General features: G+C 63.7%; 20 protein-coding genes. 14 read left to right on the forward strand and 6 right to left on the reverse strand.

Going from position 1 to position 16,657, the window contains the following annotated elements; genetic code table 11:
• Positions 1-116 precede the first annotated feature (116 nt).
• A complete protein-coding gene (locus FDP28_RS19925; RefSeq protein ID WP_144663344.1) occupies positions 117-749 on the reverse strand; it encodes a uracil-DNA glycosylase family protein in 633 nt (210 codons plus the stop codon).
• Between the two features lie 258 nt (positions 750-1,007).
• On the opposite strand from FDP28_RS19925, the gene FDP28_RS19930 reads away from it, so the two are divergent.
• The 8 genes from FDP28_RS19930 (at position 1,008) to FDP28_RS19965 (ending at position 8,803) form a co-directional block, all read left to right on the forward strand.
• Positions 1,008-1,346 carry a hypothetical protein gene (locus FDP28_RS19930; protein ID WP_144663345.1) on the forward strand — a complete coding sequence of 113 codons (339 nt, stop codon included), beginning with the start codon at positions 1,008-1,010 and terminating at the stop codon, positions 1,344-1,346.
• Between the two features lie 180 nt (positions 1,347-1,526).
• A complete protein-coding gene (locus FDP28_RS19935) occupies positions 1,527-2,237 on the forward strand; it encodes a SipW-dependent-type signal peptide-containing protein (RefSeq protein ID WP_260842552.1) in 711 nt (236 codons plus the stop codon).
• Between the two features lie 48 nt (positions 2,238-2,285).
• Positions 2,286-2,852, forward strand: coding sequence for a signal peptidase I (locus FDP28_RS19940; RefSeq protein ID WP_260842553.1), 567 nt, complete (start codon positions 2,286-2,288; stop codon positions 2,850-2,852).
• Between the two features lie 7 nt (positions 2,853-2,859).
• The gene (locus FDP28_RS19945; protein ID WP_144663347.1) at positions 2,860-3,594 is read left to right on the forward strand and encodes an LPXTG cell wall anchor domain-containing protein; all 735 of its coding nucleotides are present in this window, start codon (positions 2,860-2,862) and stop codon (positions 3,592-3,594) included.
• The gene (locus FDP28_RS19950; protein ID WP_144663348.1) at positions 3,591-5,369 is read left to right on the forward strand and encodes a choice-of-anchor G family protein; all 1,779 of its coding nucleotides are present in this window, start codon (positions 3,591-3,593) and stop codon (positions 5,367-5,369) included. Before FDP28_RS19945 ends, FDP28_RS19950 begins: the two co-directional genes overlap by 4 nt.
• A 196-nt stretch (positions 5,370-5,565) precedes the next feature.
• Positions 5,566-6,855, forward strand: a complete 1,290-nt coding sequence (locus FDP28_RS19955; protein WP_144663349.1) for an adenylosuccinate synthase — start codon at positions 5,566-5,568, stop codon at positions 6,853-6,855.
• Positions 6,856-7,082: 227 nt separating this feature from the next.
• Positions 7,083-7,544: a MarR family winged helix-turn-helix transcriptional regulator gene (locus tag FDP28_RS19960; protein ID WP_260842554.1), complete on the forward strand. Its 462-nt coding sequence runs from the start codon at positions 7,083-7,085 to the stop codon at positions 7,542-7,544.
• On the forward strand, positions 7,541-8,803 hold the full coding sequence (locus FDP28_RS19965; RefSeq protein ID WP_144663350.1) for an MFS transporter: 1,263 nt from the start codon (positions 7,541-7,543) through the stop codon (positions 8,801-8,803). The genes FDP28_RS19960 and FDP28_RS19965 overlap by 4 nt, the downstream gene beginning before the upstream one ends.
• Positions 8,804-8,834: 31 nt before the next feature.
• Here FDP28_RS19965 and FDP28_RS19970 read toward each other — a convergent pair whose 3' ends face one another.
• Positions 8,835-9,419, reverse strand: coding sequence for a hypothetical protein (locus FDP28_RS19970; RefSeq protein ID WP_144663351.1), 585 nt, complete (start codon positions 9,417-9,419; stop codon positions 8,835-8,837).
• Complete coding sequence (locus FDP28_RS19975; RefSeq protein ID WP_144663352.1) at positions 9,385-9,915, reverse strand: hypothetical protein; 531 nt, start codon at positions 9,913-9,915, stop codon at positions 9,385-9,387. Before FDP28_RS19975 ends, FDP28_RS19970 begins: the two co-directional genes overlap by 35 nt.
• Positions 9,916-10,030: 115 nt before the next feature.
• Between FDP28_RS19975 and FDP28_RS19980 the strand changes: the two genes are divergently transcribed.
• On the forward strand, positions 10,031-10,630 hold the full coding sequence (locus tag FDP28_RS19980; protein ID WP_144663353.1) for a TetR/AcrR family transcriptional regulator: 600 nt from the start codon (positions 10,031-10,033) through the stop codon (positions 10,628-10,630).
• Here the strand turns inward: FDP28_RS19980 and FDP28_RS19985 are convergent.
• The 3 genes from FDP28_RS19985 to FDP28_RS19995 are packed head-to-tail and all read right to left on the reverse strand — an operon-like array spanning position 10,627 to position 12,204.
• Positions 10,627-11,400 (reverse strand): alpha/beta fold hydrolase, encoded by a 774-nt coding sequence (locus tag FDP28_RS19985; RefSeq protein WP_144663354.1) that lies wholly within the window; start codon positions 11,398-11,400, stop codon positions 10,627-10,629. The genes FDP28_RS19980 and FDP28_RS19985 overlap by 4 nt on opposite strands.
• On the reverse strand, positions 11,397-11,861 hold the full coding sequence (locus FDP28_RS19990; protein ID WP_186313730.1) for an SRPBCC family protein: 465 nt from the start codon (positions 11,859-11,861) through the stop codon (positions 11,397-11,399). Before FDP28_RS19990 ends, FDP28_RS19985 begins: the two co-directional genes overlap by 4 nt.
• Positions 11,851-12,204 carry an ArsR/SmtB family transcription factor gene (locus FDP28_RS19995; RefSeq protein WP_144663356.1) on the reverse strand — a complete coding sequence of 118 codons (354 nt, stop codon included), beginning with the start codon at positions 12,202-12,204 and terminating at the stop codon, positions 11,851-11,853. Before FDP28_RS19995 ends, FDP28_RS19990 begins: the two co-directional genes overlap by 11 nt.
• 191 nt (positions 12,205-12,395) lie before the next feature.
• Between FDP28_RS19995 and FDP28_RS20000 the strand changes: the two genes are divergently transcribed.
• The 5 genes from FDP28_RS20000 to FDP28_RS20020 all read left to right on the forward strand — a co-directional run bounded on the left by FDP28_RS20000 (position 12,396) and on the right by FDP28_RS20020 (position 16,532).
• Positions 12,396-12,719 carry an ATP-binding protein gene (locus FDP28_RS20000; protein WP_260842555.1) on the forward strand — a complete coding sequence of 108 codons (324 nt, stop codon included), beginning with the start codon at positions 12,396-12,398 and terminating at the stop codon, positions 12,717-12,719.
• 152 nt (positions 12,720-12,871) lie between these two features.
• Positions 12,872-14,332: an MFS transporter gene (locus FDP28_RS20005; protein ID WP_144663357.1), complete on the forward strand. Its 1,461-nt coding sequence runs from the start codon at positions 12,872-12,874 to the stop codon at positions 14,330-14,332.
• Between the two features lie 10 nt (positions 14,333-14,342).
• Entirely contained in the window at positions 14,343-15,215 is an 873-nt protein-coding gene (locus tag FDP28_RS20010; protein WP_144663358.1) for an SMP-30/gluconolactonase/LRE family protein, read from the forward strand.
• Between the two features lie 97 nt (positions 15,216-15,312).
• Positions 15,313-15,546, forward strand: coding sequence for a DUF6480 family protein (locus tag FDP28_RS20015; protein ID WP_144663359.1), 234 nt, complete (start codon positions 15,313-15,315; stop codon positions 15,544-15,546).
• Positions 15,547-15,602: 56 nt separating this feature from the next.
• Positions 15,603-16,532, forward strand: coding sequence for an NADP-dependent oxidoreductase (locus tag FDP28_RS20020; RefSeq protein ID WP_144663360.1), 930 nt, complete (start codon positions 15,603-15,605; stop codon positions 16,530-16,532).
• The last annotated feature ends 125 nt before the right edge of the window (positions 16,533-16,657 follow it).

Here is a 16,657-nt window from a genome sequence, read left to right on the forward strand (position 1 = left end):
CACGATGTCCTGAGACAGAGTGTCTACGAAGTCATGAGACAGAACTGTCCATTAAGTCATGAGACTCCACAGCTCCAATGACGCGTCAGTGGAGCGTTTGCTGTCCCCCAGTTGGGTCAGGACTTGCGGGGGATGCCCGTGCGGGCCATGGCTTCGGCGTAGGCCCCGTGGATGGCGTCCAGGTATTCCTGCTGGCGCTCGGGCGTTCCGGCGAAGGAGCGGCCACCCAGCGAGCGGACCTTGAAGGTCTTGAAACCGCGGCGTGCGATGCTTGCCGGTGCGGCCTTCATGAGCTGGTCGGCCAGGCGGTGTGCCTCATTGCCGTGGGCCACCAGGGCAGAGGTGCGCGGCAGCAGCTGCAGCAGGCGCAAAAGGGGCTTGAGGCCTTCGGTGATGTTGGCGGGGGTCAGCTTGCCCGGTTCCTCGTTCGGTTCGATCCACGGGTAAGCGTTCCACGGCATCACGAGTTCCGGACGCAGGCCCAGCTGCCACTGCATTCCGAGCATGCGGGTGCTGGCTTCCGCGTCGCCCGGCGTGATGAAGCCCTCACCGGAGGTGGTGCGCTGGTTGGAGAAAAGGCTGACGATCCGGCAGTCATCCATGCTGTGGGCGGGATCGATGTAGAGGACCTCGCTGCCCGGCTTCTGTTCCTTGATGGAGTCGCACAGTTCGTTGACCTCAGCGATGTGCGGTTCGTACCGGCGGTTCCAGAGGGTTTGTTCGGGTGATTCAGTCGCCAGTTCTTGCATCAGGGGTTAGGTCTCCTAGGTGTTACTGCGCACCGGAACGCAGGGGCCGCGGGCATGCCGCAGCGAAACCTGGAAGGGTGCTGTTGGGGGCTAACTAACCTTACCGGACTCAGTGCCTCTCCCGGGCCCGTCCCGGCGCGCCACCGAATGCGACACGGCGTGTTGCATCGGAAACGTGGCGGGCGTCTCGGCGGCACTGCCGCCCGCTCCCGGCAGCAACTCTCGACGCCGGTGCGTCCTTCCGGCAAGATGCCCGGTATGGAGAAACAAGTGTCGCCCGCTGCCGCCGTTTCCGCTTTCGAGGAACTGGGTGCCGACCTTGCCCCGGCTGGAGTGGTCATGGGGAAGATGTTCGGCGCAAGCTCGCTCATGCTGGGCAAGAAGGCGCTGGCCTGCCTGAACGGCGACAAGGTGACGTTCAAACTGGGCAAGGAGACCGCCGAACACGCGCGTGCCTTGGCCCTGCCGGGAGCTGCCCTCTTTGATCCTTCCGGCATGAACCGCCCCTTCAAGGACTGGGTTGAAGTTCCCTTCAGCTCGCACACGGAATGGCCCGCCTTCGCAGAAGCAGCCCTCGAATTCGTGGCCGGCAGCTAAGCTGCCCTGGGGCTCCGCACCGGCGTCGAACCCCTGCATTAACCCTAAAGTGCACCTTCTCCGGGTGCTGCTTTTTCTGCCCGGATAATGACGGTGAAACTACTGGTTTCGGGGGAAACCGTCAGGCCTCCCCACCAGCTCAGCATCGTCAACCGTGGGGGTTAGATAATGGTCTCAAAGATGTCATCCAATAAGGCTACGAAGGTCCGCGCGCTTCTTGCCGGCGGGCTCGTCCTGGGTGTGGGAGCCGCGTTCACGCTGGCCGCCTGGACGGACAACGAGTGGGTCTTCGGCAATTCCGGTGGGGATAACGGGCCGGGAACGCTGAGCTACCACATGGAGCAAAACACTTTCAGCAACACCAACGGAACCGGCGCCGATGCGTGGAGCGACAAGCCAAACATCCCCACGGTGCCGAGTTCGGCCACTGATGGCGCCCTGACGTTCGGCGCCATCTCCGCAGCCCTGAAGCCCGGCGACACGGCCTACGCTCCCATGCAGCTCCGCGCAGCCGCTGGCTCGGAAGCGCTCACGGCCACCCTGGCTGAGGCTGTGAAGCTCGGCGGAAACGGAGTGGACACCGCCACCAACTCCCTGGCCCTCTACAATGCCTTGACCTACCGTGCGGTTCAGGGAGTCACCCCGGCGAACTGCGCGGCCGGTACTCTCACCGGCGGCACTGACGTGGTGGGTTCCGCGGGAGCCAGCGTTCCGCTGACTACCGTTTCCGCCACTCCCATTTCGCTGCCGAAGGGTGCTGACGCAGCAACAGCGGGCGCCGCGGTGAACCTCTGCTTCGCCATCACCCTCCCGGCTTCGGTGACCGACGTGACGTTGCAGGGAAAGCAGACGGTTCCGTTGTGGAGGTTCACGAGCATCGTCGGCTCGTAAGACAGCTCTGTGCCAGAGCCGTTGACCCGGACCAGAAGCTCGTCCCCATTGCCCCCTACGGCCCCTGCCTTAGGAGGGGCGGGCTTCTGGGCCGTCCTGTCCCGCATCTTCAAGGTTTCCCGTGAGATTGCCCTGACGTTGGTGGCCGTGCTTGGGCTGGTGTGCATTCTGGCGCTGGTCCTTGGATTCGTCTACAAAGCATCGTTTGTCGTCTTCAGGACGGGGTCCATGGAGCCCCACTATCCGGTGGGGGCCCTGTCCCTCACCGTGCAGGTGCAGGCCGCGGAACTGGCCCCCGGCGACGTCGTTTCCGTGAAGCGGGCCGAGTCCGGCGTTCTTGTCACCCACCGTGTGGTGTCCGTGGAACCGTCCGGAACCGGTGCTTCATTGCGGCTCAAGGGCGATGCGAACAGTTCCGAGGATCCGCTGCCGTACCAAGTGGAGACTGCCCAAAAAGTACTGGTGACGGTACCGGCCGTGGGTTCCTGGGTGATGGCGATGCGGGGCCCGGGTTTCATCGGAGCTGCCACGATGGCGGTTGCCGGGCTGGTGGTGTGGGCTTACTGGCCAAAACGGGTTGCCCGGCACAAAGGTGTGGTGTCAACAGGGAGGTGAAGGAACGGTGAAGCAGTGGAGCAGGGTGGCGAGGACAGCGGCGGCGGTCTGTGTCGCCGTCGTCAGTGTACTGAGCTGCGCCGTTCCCGCCCATGCTGCCGACCACCTCATTCCCGTACCCGAGAACGGAACACCGGGGCTCCTGCGGCTTTCCTCGTCCGTGTATCCGCTGGAGTTCCCGCAGCTTGCCCCCGGGGATTCGTTCGTGTGGCAGATTGGGTTGTCGTTGGAAAAACCTGAAGCCACGTCCTCGCTCCAACTCACCGCGACGGGAAGCCTGGCAGCCGCCAGCGGCTACGCGATCACCGTTGATGAATGTCCGACCCCGTGGCAGGGCGACAGCGGACTGAACCAGCGCCTGGAATGCCCGGTCGGCTCAACGCCCAGGGTCCAAACCACCCGCCTCGGCGAATGGGACCAAGGACTGCGCATCCCCCTTAGCGACCTCCGCGCCGGGACGTCACCGTACCTCCGTTTCACCCTTGCCGGACCCGCCGACGCCGCTCCCGCCCAGGGTGCGACGCTCACCTTGGGGATCGGGATCAGCGCCATGGGGGACGACGACGGCGGCAGCGCACCTTCACAGCCTCCGGTGGCCGGTGGCGGAAGCAAGGAGCCCCTTGGAAACACAGGAACATCGTCCCTTCCGGCACTGTTCGCCGGTGGTGCCCTGCTCCTCCTGGGAACAGCCGTGTTGGCGCTGGTGAAACGGCCCCGCGAAACCACGGAGCAGAGCACATGACGCCCCGGCACGCCCTGGACAAGCCCCGGCGCCGGGCCGTCCGAGGGGCTTTCCTGAAACGGCCACGCCGGTCCATGTTTGTCGCCGCAGTTGCCGCCATCGCTGTGGCCGCGACAACCAGCATCACCACAGCCGCGTGGACGGACAACGAATGGGTGCGCAGCGCCGTCGGAGTAAGTTCGCCCGGCGACTGCACAACCAACTCAATGTTCACCAACCAGGCCTGGTCCCGGCAGCTGCACGGGAGCGTGCTGAACACCAACCTGGATACTGTGGCCGGCGTCCAGGGGCTGACTGTGGTCAACAACGGAACGACCGCCACGCCCACGCCGTTGTCTGCCGTCCTGGTGCCTGGAACAACGGATGCCTACGTCACCAAGATCCCGGTGACGGCATTGGGCAGCAGCCCGGTAAATGTTGGGCTGGGGCTCGGGGCTCCGGTGGGCGGCCTTGGTACTTACACGCAGTGGGCGCGCTCGCAGAAGAGTGGGCAGGCGCACGGAGCCTCTGGTCTCGTGTCCGACCAGACCGGCGCCGTCGACGTTGCCGGCACCTCGCAAGGAGCGGCCACCGCGCCTAAATCAGCCAGTATTTCCTTGGGCAGTATCGTTCCGGCCTCACTGTCCGGGGTGACGCTGGACGTCGGAGCGCTTGCTTCGTCGTCGGCGGTTGATTCCTGTGTCATGACCAACGGGTGGCCGATGCTGAATCCCAGCCCCACGGTGCAGCGCCAGTACGGGATAGCCGGGCTGGACCTGACGGCCGCCATTCCCGCGGTCGGGACGTTGTCCACCAGCGGGGCCTCCTTGGTGGGGGCTGTCCCGACGCAGCTGAATGCCTTGCTCGGCACTGGCGGGCTGACGACGGGGATCTCCGACGGTATCTCTGCCCTCATTAATCCTTTGTTGGGGTCGCTGTCACTTGGGTCCATCAGCACTTCGGCAACGCTGTCCGCCCCTAATCTGAGCGGCGTCACCGCGATGATGACCGAGTCCATGACCGATGGCATTGTCACCGTCAACCTTGGGAACGGGACGGTCAAGGTCGACATCGCATCCCTGACGGGAAGCACAACCACCGGACTGAATGGGATGGAGCCCAATCATGCGGTGGTTCTGGACGCCGCCATGACAACGGCCGTTACCAGCAGGGTGACTGCGTTGCTGGATGCATGGAAGAACCGCGTATTGGCTGCGCTGACCACCGCGCTGCGTGCCATCACTTTGAACGCCACCACCAACATCACCCTGAAACTGGCCGGCGTCAACGCGGCCACCATCGCCGTCAAGATGGGCTCGGCCACCGGCGCCACCACAGGCATATCTCTGGGTGACTTCCTTGATGGCGCCGCCGTGGCGCCCCAGGTGACGGCCAACGTTATCGGCCTTGACTTGGGAGGTGTGGTTGCGGCCCTGCTGGGGCCCATCACCTCGGCCCTGATCGCCGGCAGCAACAACGTGGTGAAGAACGTGCTCAACGCCACCATTTTCAACGCCGGCCTCATCCCGAACCTGGGCGCCAGCCTGCAGTTGCTCATCACGCCGGTGATCAACGCCGTCGGACCTGTCCTCACAGCAGTCCGCACCCTGGTGGCCATCAACGTCAACGTCCAACCCGATCAAAGCTGGTCCGGTACCAAGCCGGCGGATGTGACGGCCGCAGCGGGTGAATACAAGGTTTCCGCGATCCGCGTGGGGCTCGTGGACAGTGCCGGCCTGCTGAGCTTGTCCCTGGGCAGTTCGTCGGCGGGTCCTTCCACCCTGAAGGTTCCTTGACTTCTTCATAACTGCACCCCAACGGCGGCCAAACACCAGAGAAACCGTTGCCATCGGCTAAACTTGGCTGGTAAGAGCCCCGAACCTCTTGCGTACGCCTTGCCTTCGGGTGGGCTGCACCAGTAAGCATCGGGGCGTTCTCATGTACGGCGCCCGGCCACACCGGCTTGGCCCGAAAAGAATGGGGGAGGATCCCATGCCCGCTATCGTGATCGTCGGAGCCCAGTGGGGCGACGAAGGCAAAGGCAAAGCAACCGATCTGCTCGGTGGCCGCGTTGACTACGTGGTCAAGCCCAACGGCGGTAACAACGCCGGGCACACCGTGGTTGTTGGCGGTGAGAAGTATGAGCTGAAGCTCCTTCCCGCGGGCATCCTGAGCCCCAACGCAATTCCCATTATTGGCAACGGCTGCGTGGTGAACCTTGAGGCCCTGTTCCAGGAGATCGACGGCCTCGAAGCCCGTGGCGCGGACACGTCCCGCCTGCGCGTTTCAGCCAATGCCCACCTCGTCGCCCCGTACCACCAGGTTCTGGACAAGGTCACCGAGCGCTTCCTCGGCAGCCGCGCGATCGGCACCACCGGCCGCGGCATCGGTCCGGCCTACATGGACAAGGTGGCCCGCCTTGGCATCCGCGTCCAGGATGTCTTCGACGAGTCGATCCTCCGCCAGAAGGTGGAAGGCTCGCTGCGCCAGAAGAATGAACTCCTGGTCAAGGTCTACAACCGCCGCGACATCATCGCTGACGAGATCGTGGAGTACTTCCTCTCCTTCGCAGAGCGCCTGCGCCCGCTGGTCATCGACAGCACTCTTGTCCTCAACAACGCCCTGGACGAGGGCAAGGTTGTGCTCATGGAAGGCGGCCAGGCAACGTTCCTGGACGTGGACCACGGCACCTACCCGTTCGTGACTTCCTCCAACCCGACGGCTGGCGGCGCTTCCGTTGGCTCCGGCATCGGGCCCACGCGCATCTCCCGCTCCATCGGCATCATCAAGGCGTACACCACCCGCGTCGGCGCCGGACCGTTCCCCACGGAGCTGTTCGACGACATGGGCGTGTACCTGCAGAAGACCGGTGGCGAGTTCGGCGTGAACACCGGCCGTCCCCGCCGCTGCGGTTGGTACGACGCCGTCCTGGCCCGCCACGCCTCGCGCGTCAACGGCTTCACGGACTACTTCGTAACCAAGCTGGACGTCCTCACCGGCATCGAGCAGATCCCCGTCTGCGTTGCCTACGACGTTGACGGCGTCCGTCACGACGAAATGCCCATGACCCAGACCGAGTTCCACCACGCAGTGCCGATCTTCGAGTACTTCGACGGCTGGACCGAGGACATCACCGGCGCCCGCACCCTGGAAGACCTCCCCGAGAACGCCCGCAACTACGTGTTGGCCCTCGAGAAGCTCTCCGGCACACGCTTCTCGGCGATCGGCGTCGGCCCGGACCGCGACCAGACGATCGTGGTTCACGACCTCATCAACGACTAAGGCCTGCCGCCGCAGCTGGCTGAATCAACGACGACGGCGGGCCGTCTTTAAGCTTTCCGGAACCTTGGGTTCCTGGGAACCTTAGGGGCGGCCCGCCGTCGTTCTTTTAACGCCCCGCATAGCCCTCATCACATTCCATGGACAGGTTGCTGATGAGAGGAGCATAATAGTTAGCGGAGCTAATTAGCACTGCTAACTATTATGCCAAGCATAGGAGGCGCCTCCCAGTGACCGGAGCCAACGCGGCAGCAAACCCAGCAATCGACCCCGACATCCAACCGGATACCCTCGCCATAGACCTGCGAACGGCCGTGATGCGCACATCCCGCAGGCTTCGCATCGAAGCAACCGGCGATGTCATCACTCCCGGTCAATACACGGTGTTGGCCCACCTGAACGTCGCGCCGCAGTCACTCCGGGAGCTGGCAGATCGCGAGCACGTGCAGGCACCCTCGATGACCCGCATCGTGAATGCACTGACCGAGCAGGGCTTCGTGTCGCGGCAGGCAAACCCCGCAGACGGGCGGCAGGTCCAGATCAGCATCACCGAACCGGGGCGGGCCGTCCTGGCTGAAGCCCGGAGCCAACGGACCGCGTGGTTGGCCCAGCGTGTCGCGGGGCTAAGCGAAGAGGATCGGCTGGTACTCAGCCGCGCTGCACGCATCATGCAGGAAATGAGCGCCAAATGAGTGCCATGTTCAGGGCTCTGGAAAGTCCCAATTACCGCCTTTGGGCCGGCGGCGCCCTGGTCTCCAACATCGGTACGTGGATGCAGCGGGTTGCCCAGGACTGGCTGGTGTTGACCGTTCTTACGAATCATTCCGGAACGGCCGTAGGTGTCACCACGGCTTTGCAGTTCCTTCCCATGTTGCTGTTCGGCCCCTATGCGGGAGTGCTGGCCGACCGCTACCGAAAACGCGTCATCCTGTTCTGGACCCAGGCGGCCATGGGGATCTGTGGCCTCGTAGTCGGACTCCTGGTAGTGACCGGGGTTGCCCAGCTGTGGCACGTCTACATTGCCGCAGTTGCCCTGGGCCTCGCGGCGGCCATGGATGCACCGGCCCGACAGGCCTTCGTCTCGGAACTTGTAGGCCCGGACAAGCTCGCCAATGCCGTGGCCCTGAACTCGGCGTCGTTCAACAGCGCGCGGCTCACGGGCCCCGCGATCGCCGGCGTGCTCATTGCCTGGATCGGCACCGGACCGGTGTTCCTCCTCAATGCCGCGAGCTTCGTCGCGGTCATCATTTCGCTGATGCGCGTCAAGACCTCCGAATTGGAGCCCGCGACGCCAGTGGCGCGCGGCAAGCATCAGTTCATGGATGGGCTCGGCTACGTCCGGCAACGGCCGGATCTGGTGCTCATCATGGTCATGGTGGGATTGCTTGGAGCGTTCGGCATGAACTTCCCGGTCACCAATTCGTTGATGGCAACAGCGGAGTTCGGAATGGGTCCTGAGGAGTTCGGCCTCCTGGGTTCCATCATGGCCATCGGAACCCTTGCAGGGGCCTTGCTCGCCGCCCGACGGTCGGGCCCGCGTCTGCGGTTCCTGCTCGGTGGCGCCCTGAGCCTGGGTGCCTTCACCTTGCTGGCAAGCATCGCACCGAACTTCTGGATCTACGCCGCCGCGCTGATTCCCGTTGGCCTTGCCTCCATTACCTTCCTCAACAGCTGCAACACCACCATCCAGCTCTCTGTCGAGCCCCAGTTCCGTGGGCGGGTCCTGGCTCTTTACCTTGCCATCCTGCAGGGTGGCACCGCCATCGGCTCTCCCCTCATGGGGTGGATCGGTACGGAGTTCGGGGCGCGTTGGGCGGTTGCAGGGGGCGGTGCGGTGGTCCTGGTGACCGGCGTGGCGTGCGTCATCATGGTGAGTCGTCGCAGCAAGAAGACGCTCCACCAGCACGTGCGCAGCGTATGGCGCCGCAGGAGGTCGGCTCCGGCTTCATAGCGCAGTATGGCTGTCAGTGCTGTCGGTGCTGTCAGGCGGCCACCGCGGCAGGGGCGTTTCGGAAGTGCCCGACGGCGATAAGGACCGCCCCGAGCACGGCCCACCCGCCCAGAACCAGCCAAGGGAACGCCGCGGAGGCCTCCGGGAAATAGGAGAGATCGCGCAGCAGGGTTCCCGAAGCCCCGGGAACCAGCCACTGGCCCACCTCGCCCCAGGGTGCAGGAAGGAATTCCTTGGGCTGGGTCAAGGACGAGAGCGGGTTGCCGATGAAGAGAGTAATGACCGCACCTACCGCGATGCCTGCCCTGCCGATGAGCGCGTTGAGGCCAACGATGATCGCCGCCGTCGCGATGACGCCCAGGCCAATGGCAGACGCGTTCAGCCAAAAACTGCCTTGGAGGGTGTGGAACCAGCCCTGCAGGATGCCCGCGAGTCCCAGCCCCGCAATCACGCCGTAGGCCAGGATGGCTCCAAGCCTGCGCCACGTTCCGGAGACAAGCAGCGAGATGAGGACGCCGCCGATCATGCCTCCCATGGCGAGCGGCAGCCCTGCGACCGCCAGCCCGGTTCCGCGTGAATCGTCAGATGAAAGCGGTACGACGTCGGTGATGGTCACCTGGGGGACCGCGGCCGCTTGCCCGCTTTGCTGGGGGCTGTCCGGTTTGTCCCGCCTGTGGTGCCTGGCCAGTGGCGGCTGCCTGCGCTGCCTGTGTGAGCGCACTTTGGAGCTTGGTAATCGCCTGCGTCTGTATCTGCGACTGCATCTGGGCACCCATCTGGCTCAGGGCTTGCGATGCGACTGGGCTCCCGGCGCTGGCGACGAGGATCTCCGGCGAGGGGCCCAGGACGATCGCGCCATAAACCTGGCGCTGTTTGATGAGCTCGACTGCTTCATCCCGGGCGGACACTGTGCGCAGGTCCAGGCTCCCGGCAGGGGCCTTGGACGTGATTTGGGAGATCTGTTCCTCGTTGCCCACGGCCGCAACAGGGAGGTTCTGGACTTTGGCCGTGACGCTCGGCCACGCGAACGCCAGCAGCACGGTGCACACTGCGACGGCCGCGAGCAAGGCGGTGCGCAAGGCGTGGGGCCAGGGGGTGTGCGCGCTTGTCATCGGGCTCTCCTCTCAAGGAGCTTTGAAAAAAGAATGTTCGTTCTTCATTGTGGGACCGCGGTGGTTTCCGCGTCAAGAATGATCGTTCGTTTTCTTTTTCAGGTACGGTGGGGTCATGCCAAAAGTGACCGAGGAACATCGTGCGGGGATGCGTGAGCGCATTCAGCGGGCCGCGCTTGCGTGCGTCGCGGAGAAGGGCTTCTCCAGCGTTTCCATGGGGGACATCATCGCCGAGGCAGGACTTTCTGCGGGCGCGGTCTATGTGTACTACCGAAGCAAGGAAGAACTTATTGTCGACACTGGTCGGCTGGTCTTCGAAGAGCGCATGGCAGCTCTTGAGCGGCTCGGCAGCGGGGGAGAAGTGCCTCCGCCCAAAGAGGCCGTGACGGCTTTGATGACGGGGCTGGCGCAGATGGACTTTTTTCCCGGCGTAGCAGTGCAGGTCTGGGGCGAGGCCGTCCGCAACGACAAACTGGGCGTCGTTGCGCGGAAAATCCTTGCCGAGATCCGGGGGCACATAGAGAAGTACCTTGAGGGTTGGCTGCGCGTGTCCAGTCCATCCAGTCCGCATGACGCCGCGGCCGAGCAGGCCCGCCGGCTCGCCCCTGCCATCATGGGGCTGATCCAAGGGTTCGCGGTTCAGGCTGCTCTCGGAGGCGAAGAGGCGGAGACTGCCTACCTGGAGTCCGCGCGAACGCTTTTGTCGGAGCTTTAGGGTTTCGGGTTCTCCGCGCCATAATAAGCGCTAAGAACTTCACTGAGAATCTCGTCCGGAACGGCGTGGCCGTGGCCGGCGAGAACACGCGATTCCCCGTGCGGTGCGTGGTCGGCAACTGCTGCCATGACGTCGGGGGCCCACGGGCTGTTGCCGCCGGCGATGGCCAGCAAAGGGGCCTGGATCCTGGCAAGCTGCTCCTCCGGAACTTGCCCGTTGTTGCATAGCCTGACGTCGATGGGCAAGGTGTGGGCCAGGGCTTCGAGGTGCCCCCAGTAGGGCCCTTGCCTCATTCCGCGGATTGCCTGTTCAGGCGTTCCCATGAGTCCCAGGAAAAGCTCCACTGCCCCTGAGTTGTCCCCTTCGGTAACCAAGGATGACAGCTGCTCGGCGACGTCATTGCTGGGTCCTGGGGTGAAGGGCGGCTCGTAGACTGCTATCTTGCGGAATCCGACCCCGGCGGCTGCGGCTGCGATGGCGAGGGCGCCCCCGGACGAATCTCCGAAGATGAATGGTTCTTCATCGATCCGGGCTACGACGGCGGCGAGGTCTTCGATTTCCCGTTGAACGGAGTTCTCTCCCAGCGGACCGCTGTCACCACGACCGCGGCGATCGTATTCATGGACAGTGAATCTATCCGCGAGCAGTGCGGCGAGGCCTTTTTTGGACTGCCGGTCGCAGAAAGCCCCCGCCGCGATGATGAGTGCCGGTCCAGTGCCGGTGGTGTCGATTGCCAGGGTAGTGCCGTCGAGCGATGTCGTTGTAATCATTGGTGACCTCCGTGCGCCAGGGAGTGGACATAGTCTGCGAGCTTGTCGAGTGTTGTCTTGAACCCGGTTTGGTTCCGGGGCTGCCTGACGATGTCGGGCACGTTTGTTTGGTGCAGATGGAAGAGGGTCTTGCCCTCCGGAAGTGCCGAGAGGGTGATGCGGACGGTCATGCCTGAGTGTTCTTCGTGCCACACCAGGCTCGTCGGTGCGTGGACCTCCAGGAAGACCGAACGTGTCGCGTAGGTCGCGCCCGAGCTGTCGTTCACGATGAGTGTTTCAAATCGCCCGCCGGGGCGCGGATCGATGCTGATTTCTTCCACGGGTGCGCTTGCTCCCAGGGGAGCCCAGAAGTGACTGAGATGCCCTGGTTGTGTCAGGCACGCGAAGACCAGCTCTGGTGGGGCGTCGAAGACCCGCTCAAAGCTCAGTCCTGTTTGGCCGTTCCGGGTGCTACTTCCCATTCCGGCCGTCCTCGCCTTCTTGAAGGTTCTTGAGGTGCTCCTCCAGCTTGTCCAGGCGCTCGTCCCATACCTTGCGGTGTTCCTGGATCCAGTCATCGACGTCGTCAAGGACAGCTCTTTCCAAGTGGCATGGCCTGAACTGGGCGCTTCTGCTGCGGGAAATGAGGCCGCTGGCCTCCAGGACCTTCAGGTGCTTCGATATGGCCGGCAGCGACATGGCAAAAGGGGCCGCTAGTTCCGAAACCGTGGCGTCGCCGTGGGCGAGGGTCGACAGGATTGCCCGCCTTGTCGGATCCGCGAGGGCGGCAAAGGCTGCATCCAGCACGCCTGGTGCACTGTTCATAGGGTTAGTTTACTGGATGGTTAATTAGCCGGGTAGTTAAGGAAAATATGGAGAATGGACTCCCGTTCGTGTGGCGAAATCACCGGCGCCCCGGGTGCGCTAGCATGCGGAGTGTTCACCAAATTCACCCCGCAGCACAAATTCACCAAATTCACCCAAATTCACCTGAGTCTGACCGGGAGGACTGCTACGTGCCCACGACCGAGAATCCCTTTAGGCCCACAGCCGGAGCCACCCCGCCGGAAGTGATCGGCCGATCCGGCCTTCTGGACGAATTCGAGTACGGACTCGAACTCGGCTCGGGCGCCCCGGGGCTCCTGTCCATCTTCACCGGCGCCCGGGGCATCGGCAAGACGGTGATGCTGGGTGCAGCCCACGACGTCGCTCGACAACACGGCTGGGCGGTCATTGCTGAGACTGCTACCGGCGCATTCATCGAATCAACGGGACACGGCAAAATCAACTACGCCATTCCCGGCCTCCGGGAATTCCTCCGTAAGAACCCTGACGCCTGAAACCGAGTCGAGCTTACCCACCGCCCCCAACCCAACCACCCGCCGTCGTGCTCTTCCGCGTCCCGGGACTAATTCCGCCACCCGTACCGTTACCCCCTGTGGGGCTTGCCCCGGGAACGAACGTAACGAGCTGACGACGGGGAACGAGACATATGACTACAGAAACTGCCGACGGCGTTGGGTTCCGTTCCAAGCGTGGCCCCATCCTCATTGCCCTGATGCTCTCCACCGGCCTGGTGGCGATCGATTCAACCATCGTTGCAACGGCCGTGCCATCCATCGTTGAGGACATCGGCGGTTTCAGTTCGTTCCCGTGGCTCTTCTCGGCGTACCTGTTGGCGCAGGCGGTGTCGGTCCCCATCTACGCCAAGCTCTCGGACATGCTGGGCCGCAAGCCGCTCATCCTGAGCGGAATTGGCCTGTTCCTGTTGGGTTCCATCCTGTGTGGGCTGGCGTGGAGCATGCCTGCGCTTATTGCTTTCCGTGTGCTTCAAGGCCTGGGCGCCGGAGCGGTGCAGCCGGTGTCCATCACCATCGCCGGCGACATCTACACCCTTGCCGAACGCGCCAAGGTGCAGGGCTACCTGGCCAGTGTGTGGGCCATTTCCTCCGTGGTGGGGCCAACCCTGGGTGGTGTTTTTGCGTCCTTGGGGATCTGGCGATGGATCTTCCTGATCAACATTCCGCTGTGCTTCCTGGCCGGTTGGATGCTGGTGCGTACCTTCCACGAAAACGTCGAGCGCGCCAAGCACAGGATCGATTACCTGGGAGCGTCCCTGTTGACGGTCTCCTTGAGCCTGCTGATTCTCGGAGCGCTGGAAGGTGGCCAAGCCTGGGCCTGGAACTCGCCCGTGAGCATCGCCGTCTTCGCAGTGGGTGCATCGTTATTCGGTGTTTTCGTGCTTGCCGAGCGCAGGGCTGCGGAGCCGATTTTGCCGGCGTGGGTGGTCTCGCGGCGGCTCCTGGCAACCACTGCTTTGATCTCCTTCGGCGTGGGCGCAGTGATGCTGGGCCTGACCTCGTACGTCCCAACCTTCCTTGAAGGAGCGCTGAAGACGTCTCCGATTCTTGCCGGCCTGGCGTTGGCGGCCTTGACCTTGGGCTGGCCGATCAGCGCCTCCCAGGCTGGCCGGTTCTACCTCCGGATCGGGTTCAAGCGGACGGCCTTGATCGGGATCTCCATTTCGGTGGCCGGCGCGGCGGTGCTGGCGTTCACGGCTTCGTCGCCCAACGTCGTCTGGGTGGCGTTGTCTTGCTTCGTTGTTGGTTTGGGCCTGGGGTTGGTTGCCACTCCCAGCCTCATCGCTGCCCAGTCGAGCGTGGAATGGAACGAACGCGGTGTAGTGACGGGAACCAACCTCTTCGCCCGGTCGATCGGCAGCGCACTGGGCGTCGCGGTTTTCGGCGCGATCGCCAACGCCATCTACGCCGGCGGCCCGGGTGGTGGAGCCGATCCGCAAACCACGGTGAACGCTTCCGGCGCGGTGTTCGTGGCGGTGCTTGTCAGCGCCGTGCTCACGGTGGTGGCCGTGATCGCCATGCCTGGTGCGCAACGGGCAGACGCCAACACACCAGCCGACGCAAAGGCCACCTCGGGAGCTGTGGAGGACTAGTCTCGAACGCATGGATGAACTGATCACCGGCACCTTGGAAAAGCTCTTCGAAGGCACAATATGGGCCGAGGGGCCGGTCTGGATTCCGGAATCGCAAACGGTTCGCTGGAGCGACATCCCCAACAACCGCATCCTGGAGTTCAATCCCTCCACAGGCGCCACGCGCGAGTACGCCACCGCCGTCGAGTACACCAACGGCCGCACGCTCGACCACGACGGTAGCGTGGTGCAGTGCAGCCACGGCCGCCGACGCGTCGAGCGGGATCACGACGGCGATGTCACGCCTATCGTCGACTCGTTCGGTGAGTATCGCCTCAACTCGCCCAACGACGTGGTGGTCGCCAGCGACGGCACTGTGTGGTTCACCGACCCTCCTTACGGCATCCTTCCCGGCACGGTGGAAGGCCACGAGGGAGAGCAGGAATACGGTGGCTGCTACGTCTTCCGGTTTGACCCCTCCACCGGGGAGCTGAGGCCGGTGATCACTGACCTGGTCCATCCCAATGGCTTGGCTTTTTCCCCGGACGAATCGCTGCTGTACGTATCGGACACGGCAGGTCCTTCGCATGGTGTCCCGTTGCGGATGGCCGTGTATCCGGTGAAGGACGGCGTGTGCGGCTCCGGAACCACCTTCGTGGAGCTCGAGGATGACAGGGCCTCGGACGGTTTCCGGGTTGATGTTGAGGGCCGGGTGTGGACTTCGGCGGGTGCGTCCGTGCGGGTTTACGCGCCCGACGGCGGTCTGCTGGCCGCCGTCAAACTTCCGGAAAGAGTCTCGAATCTTTGTTTCGGCGGCCCCGATGGCCATGACCTCTACATCACTGCGACGACATCGCTGTACCGACTGCGGACGGCGACGCGGGACGCCGTGTGGGCGCGCTGACGGGAGTTTTCCCGAATTTGTAAGGCTGCTGTGGTTCTGGCCCGTGGTTCGCTACGCTGGATCAAAGGCGTCACCACTGCTACCCAGGGGAGTGAACGTGTCAGGACCCAATCCGGACCCGTACGAGGACAAGATCACAGGACTGGAACCAGGTGGGGGAGTGCCTCCGGGTGAAACCCCGCCAGGCGAATCATCCACGGCCGGACCGCAGGGCCACGATGAGGGCGGGCCCCGTAAGGGCAGCCAGGTTGTGTGGATGGCGATCATCGGCGTCTTCGTCTTGCTCTCCATGCTCTACTTCATCGGGTACATCGTGGGCTTCTTCGACTAAGGCAGCAGATAGTCAGGCACAGGAATAGCCGGGCGCAACTGGAAGTTGGCACTCACATGAAGGCAATCACTTACAGCAAGTACGGAAACCCGGATGTCCTGGAAATCACCGAGCAGCCGATGCCCAAGGTCGGCCCCGGCATGGTGCTGGTCAAGGTCAAGACCGCATCAGTGAATCCGGTGGATTGGAAGATCATGGCCGGGTACCTTGACCCGCTCATGGACATCCAGTTTCCGGCAATTCCTGGCTGGGATGTTGCCGGGGTGGTGGAGTCGGTGGGTATTGACGCTCCGCACTTCCAGCCCGGCGATGAGGTGATCGCCTACGGCCGCAAGGACTTCGTCCACGGTGGCAGCTTCGCCGAGTACATTGCCTTGCCCGAACGGCTCCTGGCCCGCAAGCCAGAGAGCCTGAACTGGAACGAATCCGCTGGCCTGCCACTTGCCGGGTTGACTGCCTTCCAGGTCCTGAGGCGATTGGAACTCGCCGCCGGGGAGACCGTGCTGATCCACGGCGGTTCCGGTGGTGTCGGCTCACTCGGCATCCAGATCGCGAAGGCCCTCGGTGCGGAAGTCATCGCCACTGCTTCGGAGAAGAACCACGACTTCCTTCGGTCGCTTGGCGCCGAACCCGTTGCGTACGGTGAAGGGCTGGCGGACCGGGTGCGGGAACTCCGCCCGGATGGTGTCGACGTCGTTGCGGACTTCGTGGGCGGCAACCTCTCAACAACCCTTGAGGTGCTGAAGGAGAATGGCCGGCACGCCTCCATTGCCGACAGCGATGTCGAAGAGCACGGGGGCACCTGGATGTGGGTCAACCCGGTCGGGGCGGATCTGCAAGAGCTCGCCGATCTGGTGGATGAGCGGAAACTCCAGGTTGAGGTAGCTGAAACCTTCCCGCTGGCTGATGCGGCGGACGCGTTCCGGCTCAACATGGATGGCCACACCCGTGGCAAGATCGTGGTCACTGTGGACGGGAACGCCTAGGCAACTTGCCTTCATGGACCGTTTTTGTGAGACTGAACTCCTCTGTTCCCCAGTGTTAGGCCGATGTTTTGACGGACATTCAAGGTTTCGCGACGCAAACCAAGCGCTGACACATCTTTGATGTC

Origin of the sequence: Paenarthrobacter nicotinovorans (assembly GCF_007670255.1) — a bacterium.
GTDB lineage: Bacteria > Actinomycetota > Actinomycetes > Actinomycetales > Micrococcaceae > Arthrobacter > Arthrobacter nicotinovorans_B.

Bases quoted from the DNA above. Each gene is read 5' to 3' on its own strand.
- FDP28_RS19990 (WP_186313730.1), bottom strand. From the start codon at position 11,861: ATGGGAAGTAGCACCCGGAACGGCCAAACAGGACTGAGCTTTGAGCGG.
- FDP28_RS20005 (WP_144663357.1), top strand. From the start codon at position 12,872: ATGACTACAGAAACTGCCGACGGCGTTGGGTTCCGTTCCAAGCGTGGC.
- FDP28_RS19925 (WP_144663344.1), bottom strand. From the start codon at position 749: ATGCAAGAACTGGCGACTGAATCACCCGAACAAACCCTCTGGAACCGC.
- FDP28_RS20010 (WP_144663358.1), top strand. From the start codon at position 14,343: ATGGATGAACTGATCACCGGCACCTTGGAAAAGCTCTTCGAAGGCACA.
- FDP28_RS19935 (WP_260842552.1), top strand. From the start codon at position 1,527: ATGTCATCCAATAAGGCTACGAAGGTCCGCGCGCTTCTTGCCGGCGGG.
- FDP28_RS20020 (WP_144663360.1), top strand. From the start codon at position 15,603: ATGAAGGCAATCACTTACAGCAAGTACGGAAACCCGGATGTCCTGGAA.
- FDP28_RS19965 (WP_144663350.1), top strand. From the start codon at position 7,541: ATGAGTGCCATGTTCAGGGCTCTGGAAAGTCCCAATTACCGCCTTTGG.
- FDP28_RS19980 (WP_144663353.1), top strand. From the start codon at position 10,031: ATGCCAAAAGTGACCGAGGAACATCGTGCGGGGATGCGTGAGCGCATT.
- FDP28_RS19975 (WP_144663352.1), bottom strand. From the start codon at position 9,915: ATGACAAGCGCGCACACCCCCTGGCCCCACGCCTTGCGCACCGCCTTG.
- FDP28_RS19995 (WP_144663356.1), bottom strand. From the start codon at position 12,204: ATGAACAGTGCACCAGGCGTGCTGGATGCAGCCTTTGCCGCCCTCGCG.
- FDP28_RS19955 (WP_144663349.1), top strand. From the start codon at position 5,566: ATGCCCGCTATCGTGATCGTCGGAGCCCAGTGGGGCGACGAAGGCAAA.
- FDP28_RS19930 (WP_144663345.1), top strand. From the start codon at position 1,008: ATGGAGAAACAAGTGTCGCCCGCTGCCGCCGTTTCCGCTTTCGAGGAA.
- FDP28_RS19985 (WP_144663354.1), bottom strand. From the start codon at position 11,400: ATGATTACAACGACATCGCTCGACGGCACTACCCTGGCAATCGACACC.
- FDP28_RS19950 (WP_144663348.1), top strand. From the start codon at position 3,591: ATGACGCCCCGGCACGCCCTGGACAAGCCCCGGCGCCGGGCCGTCCGA.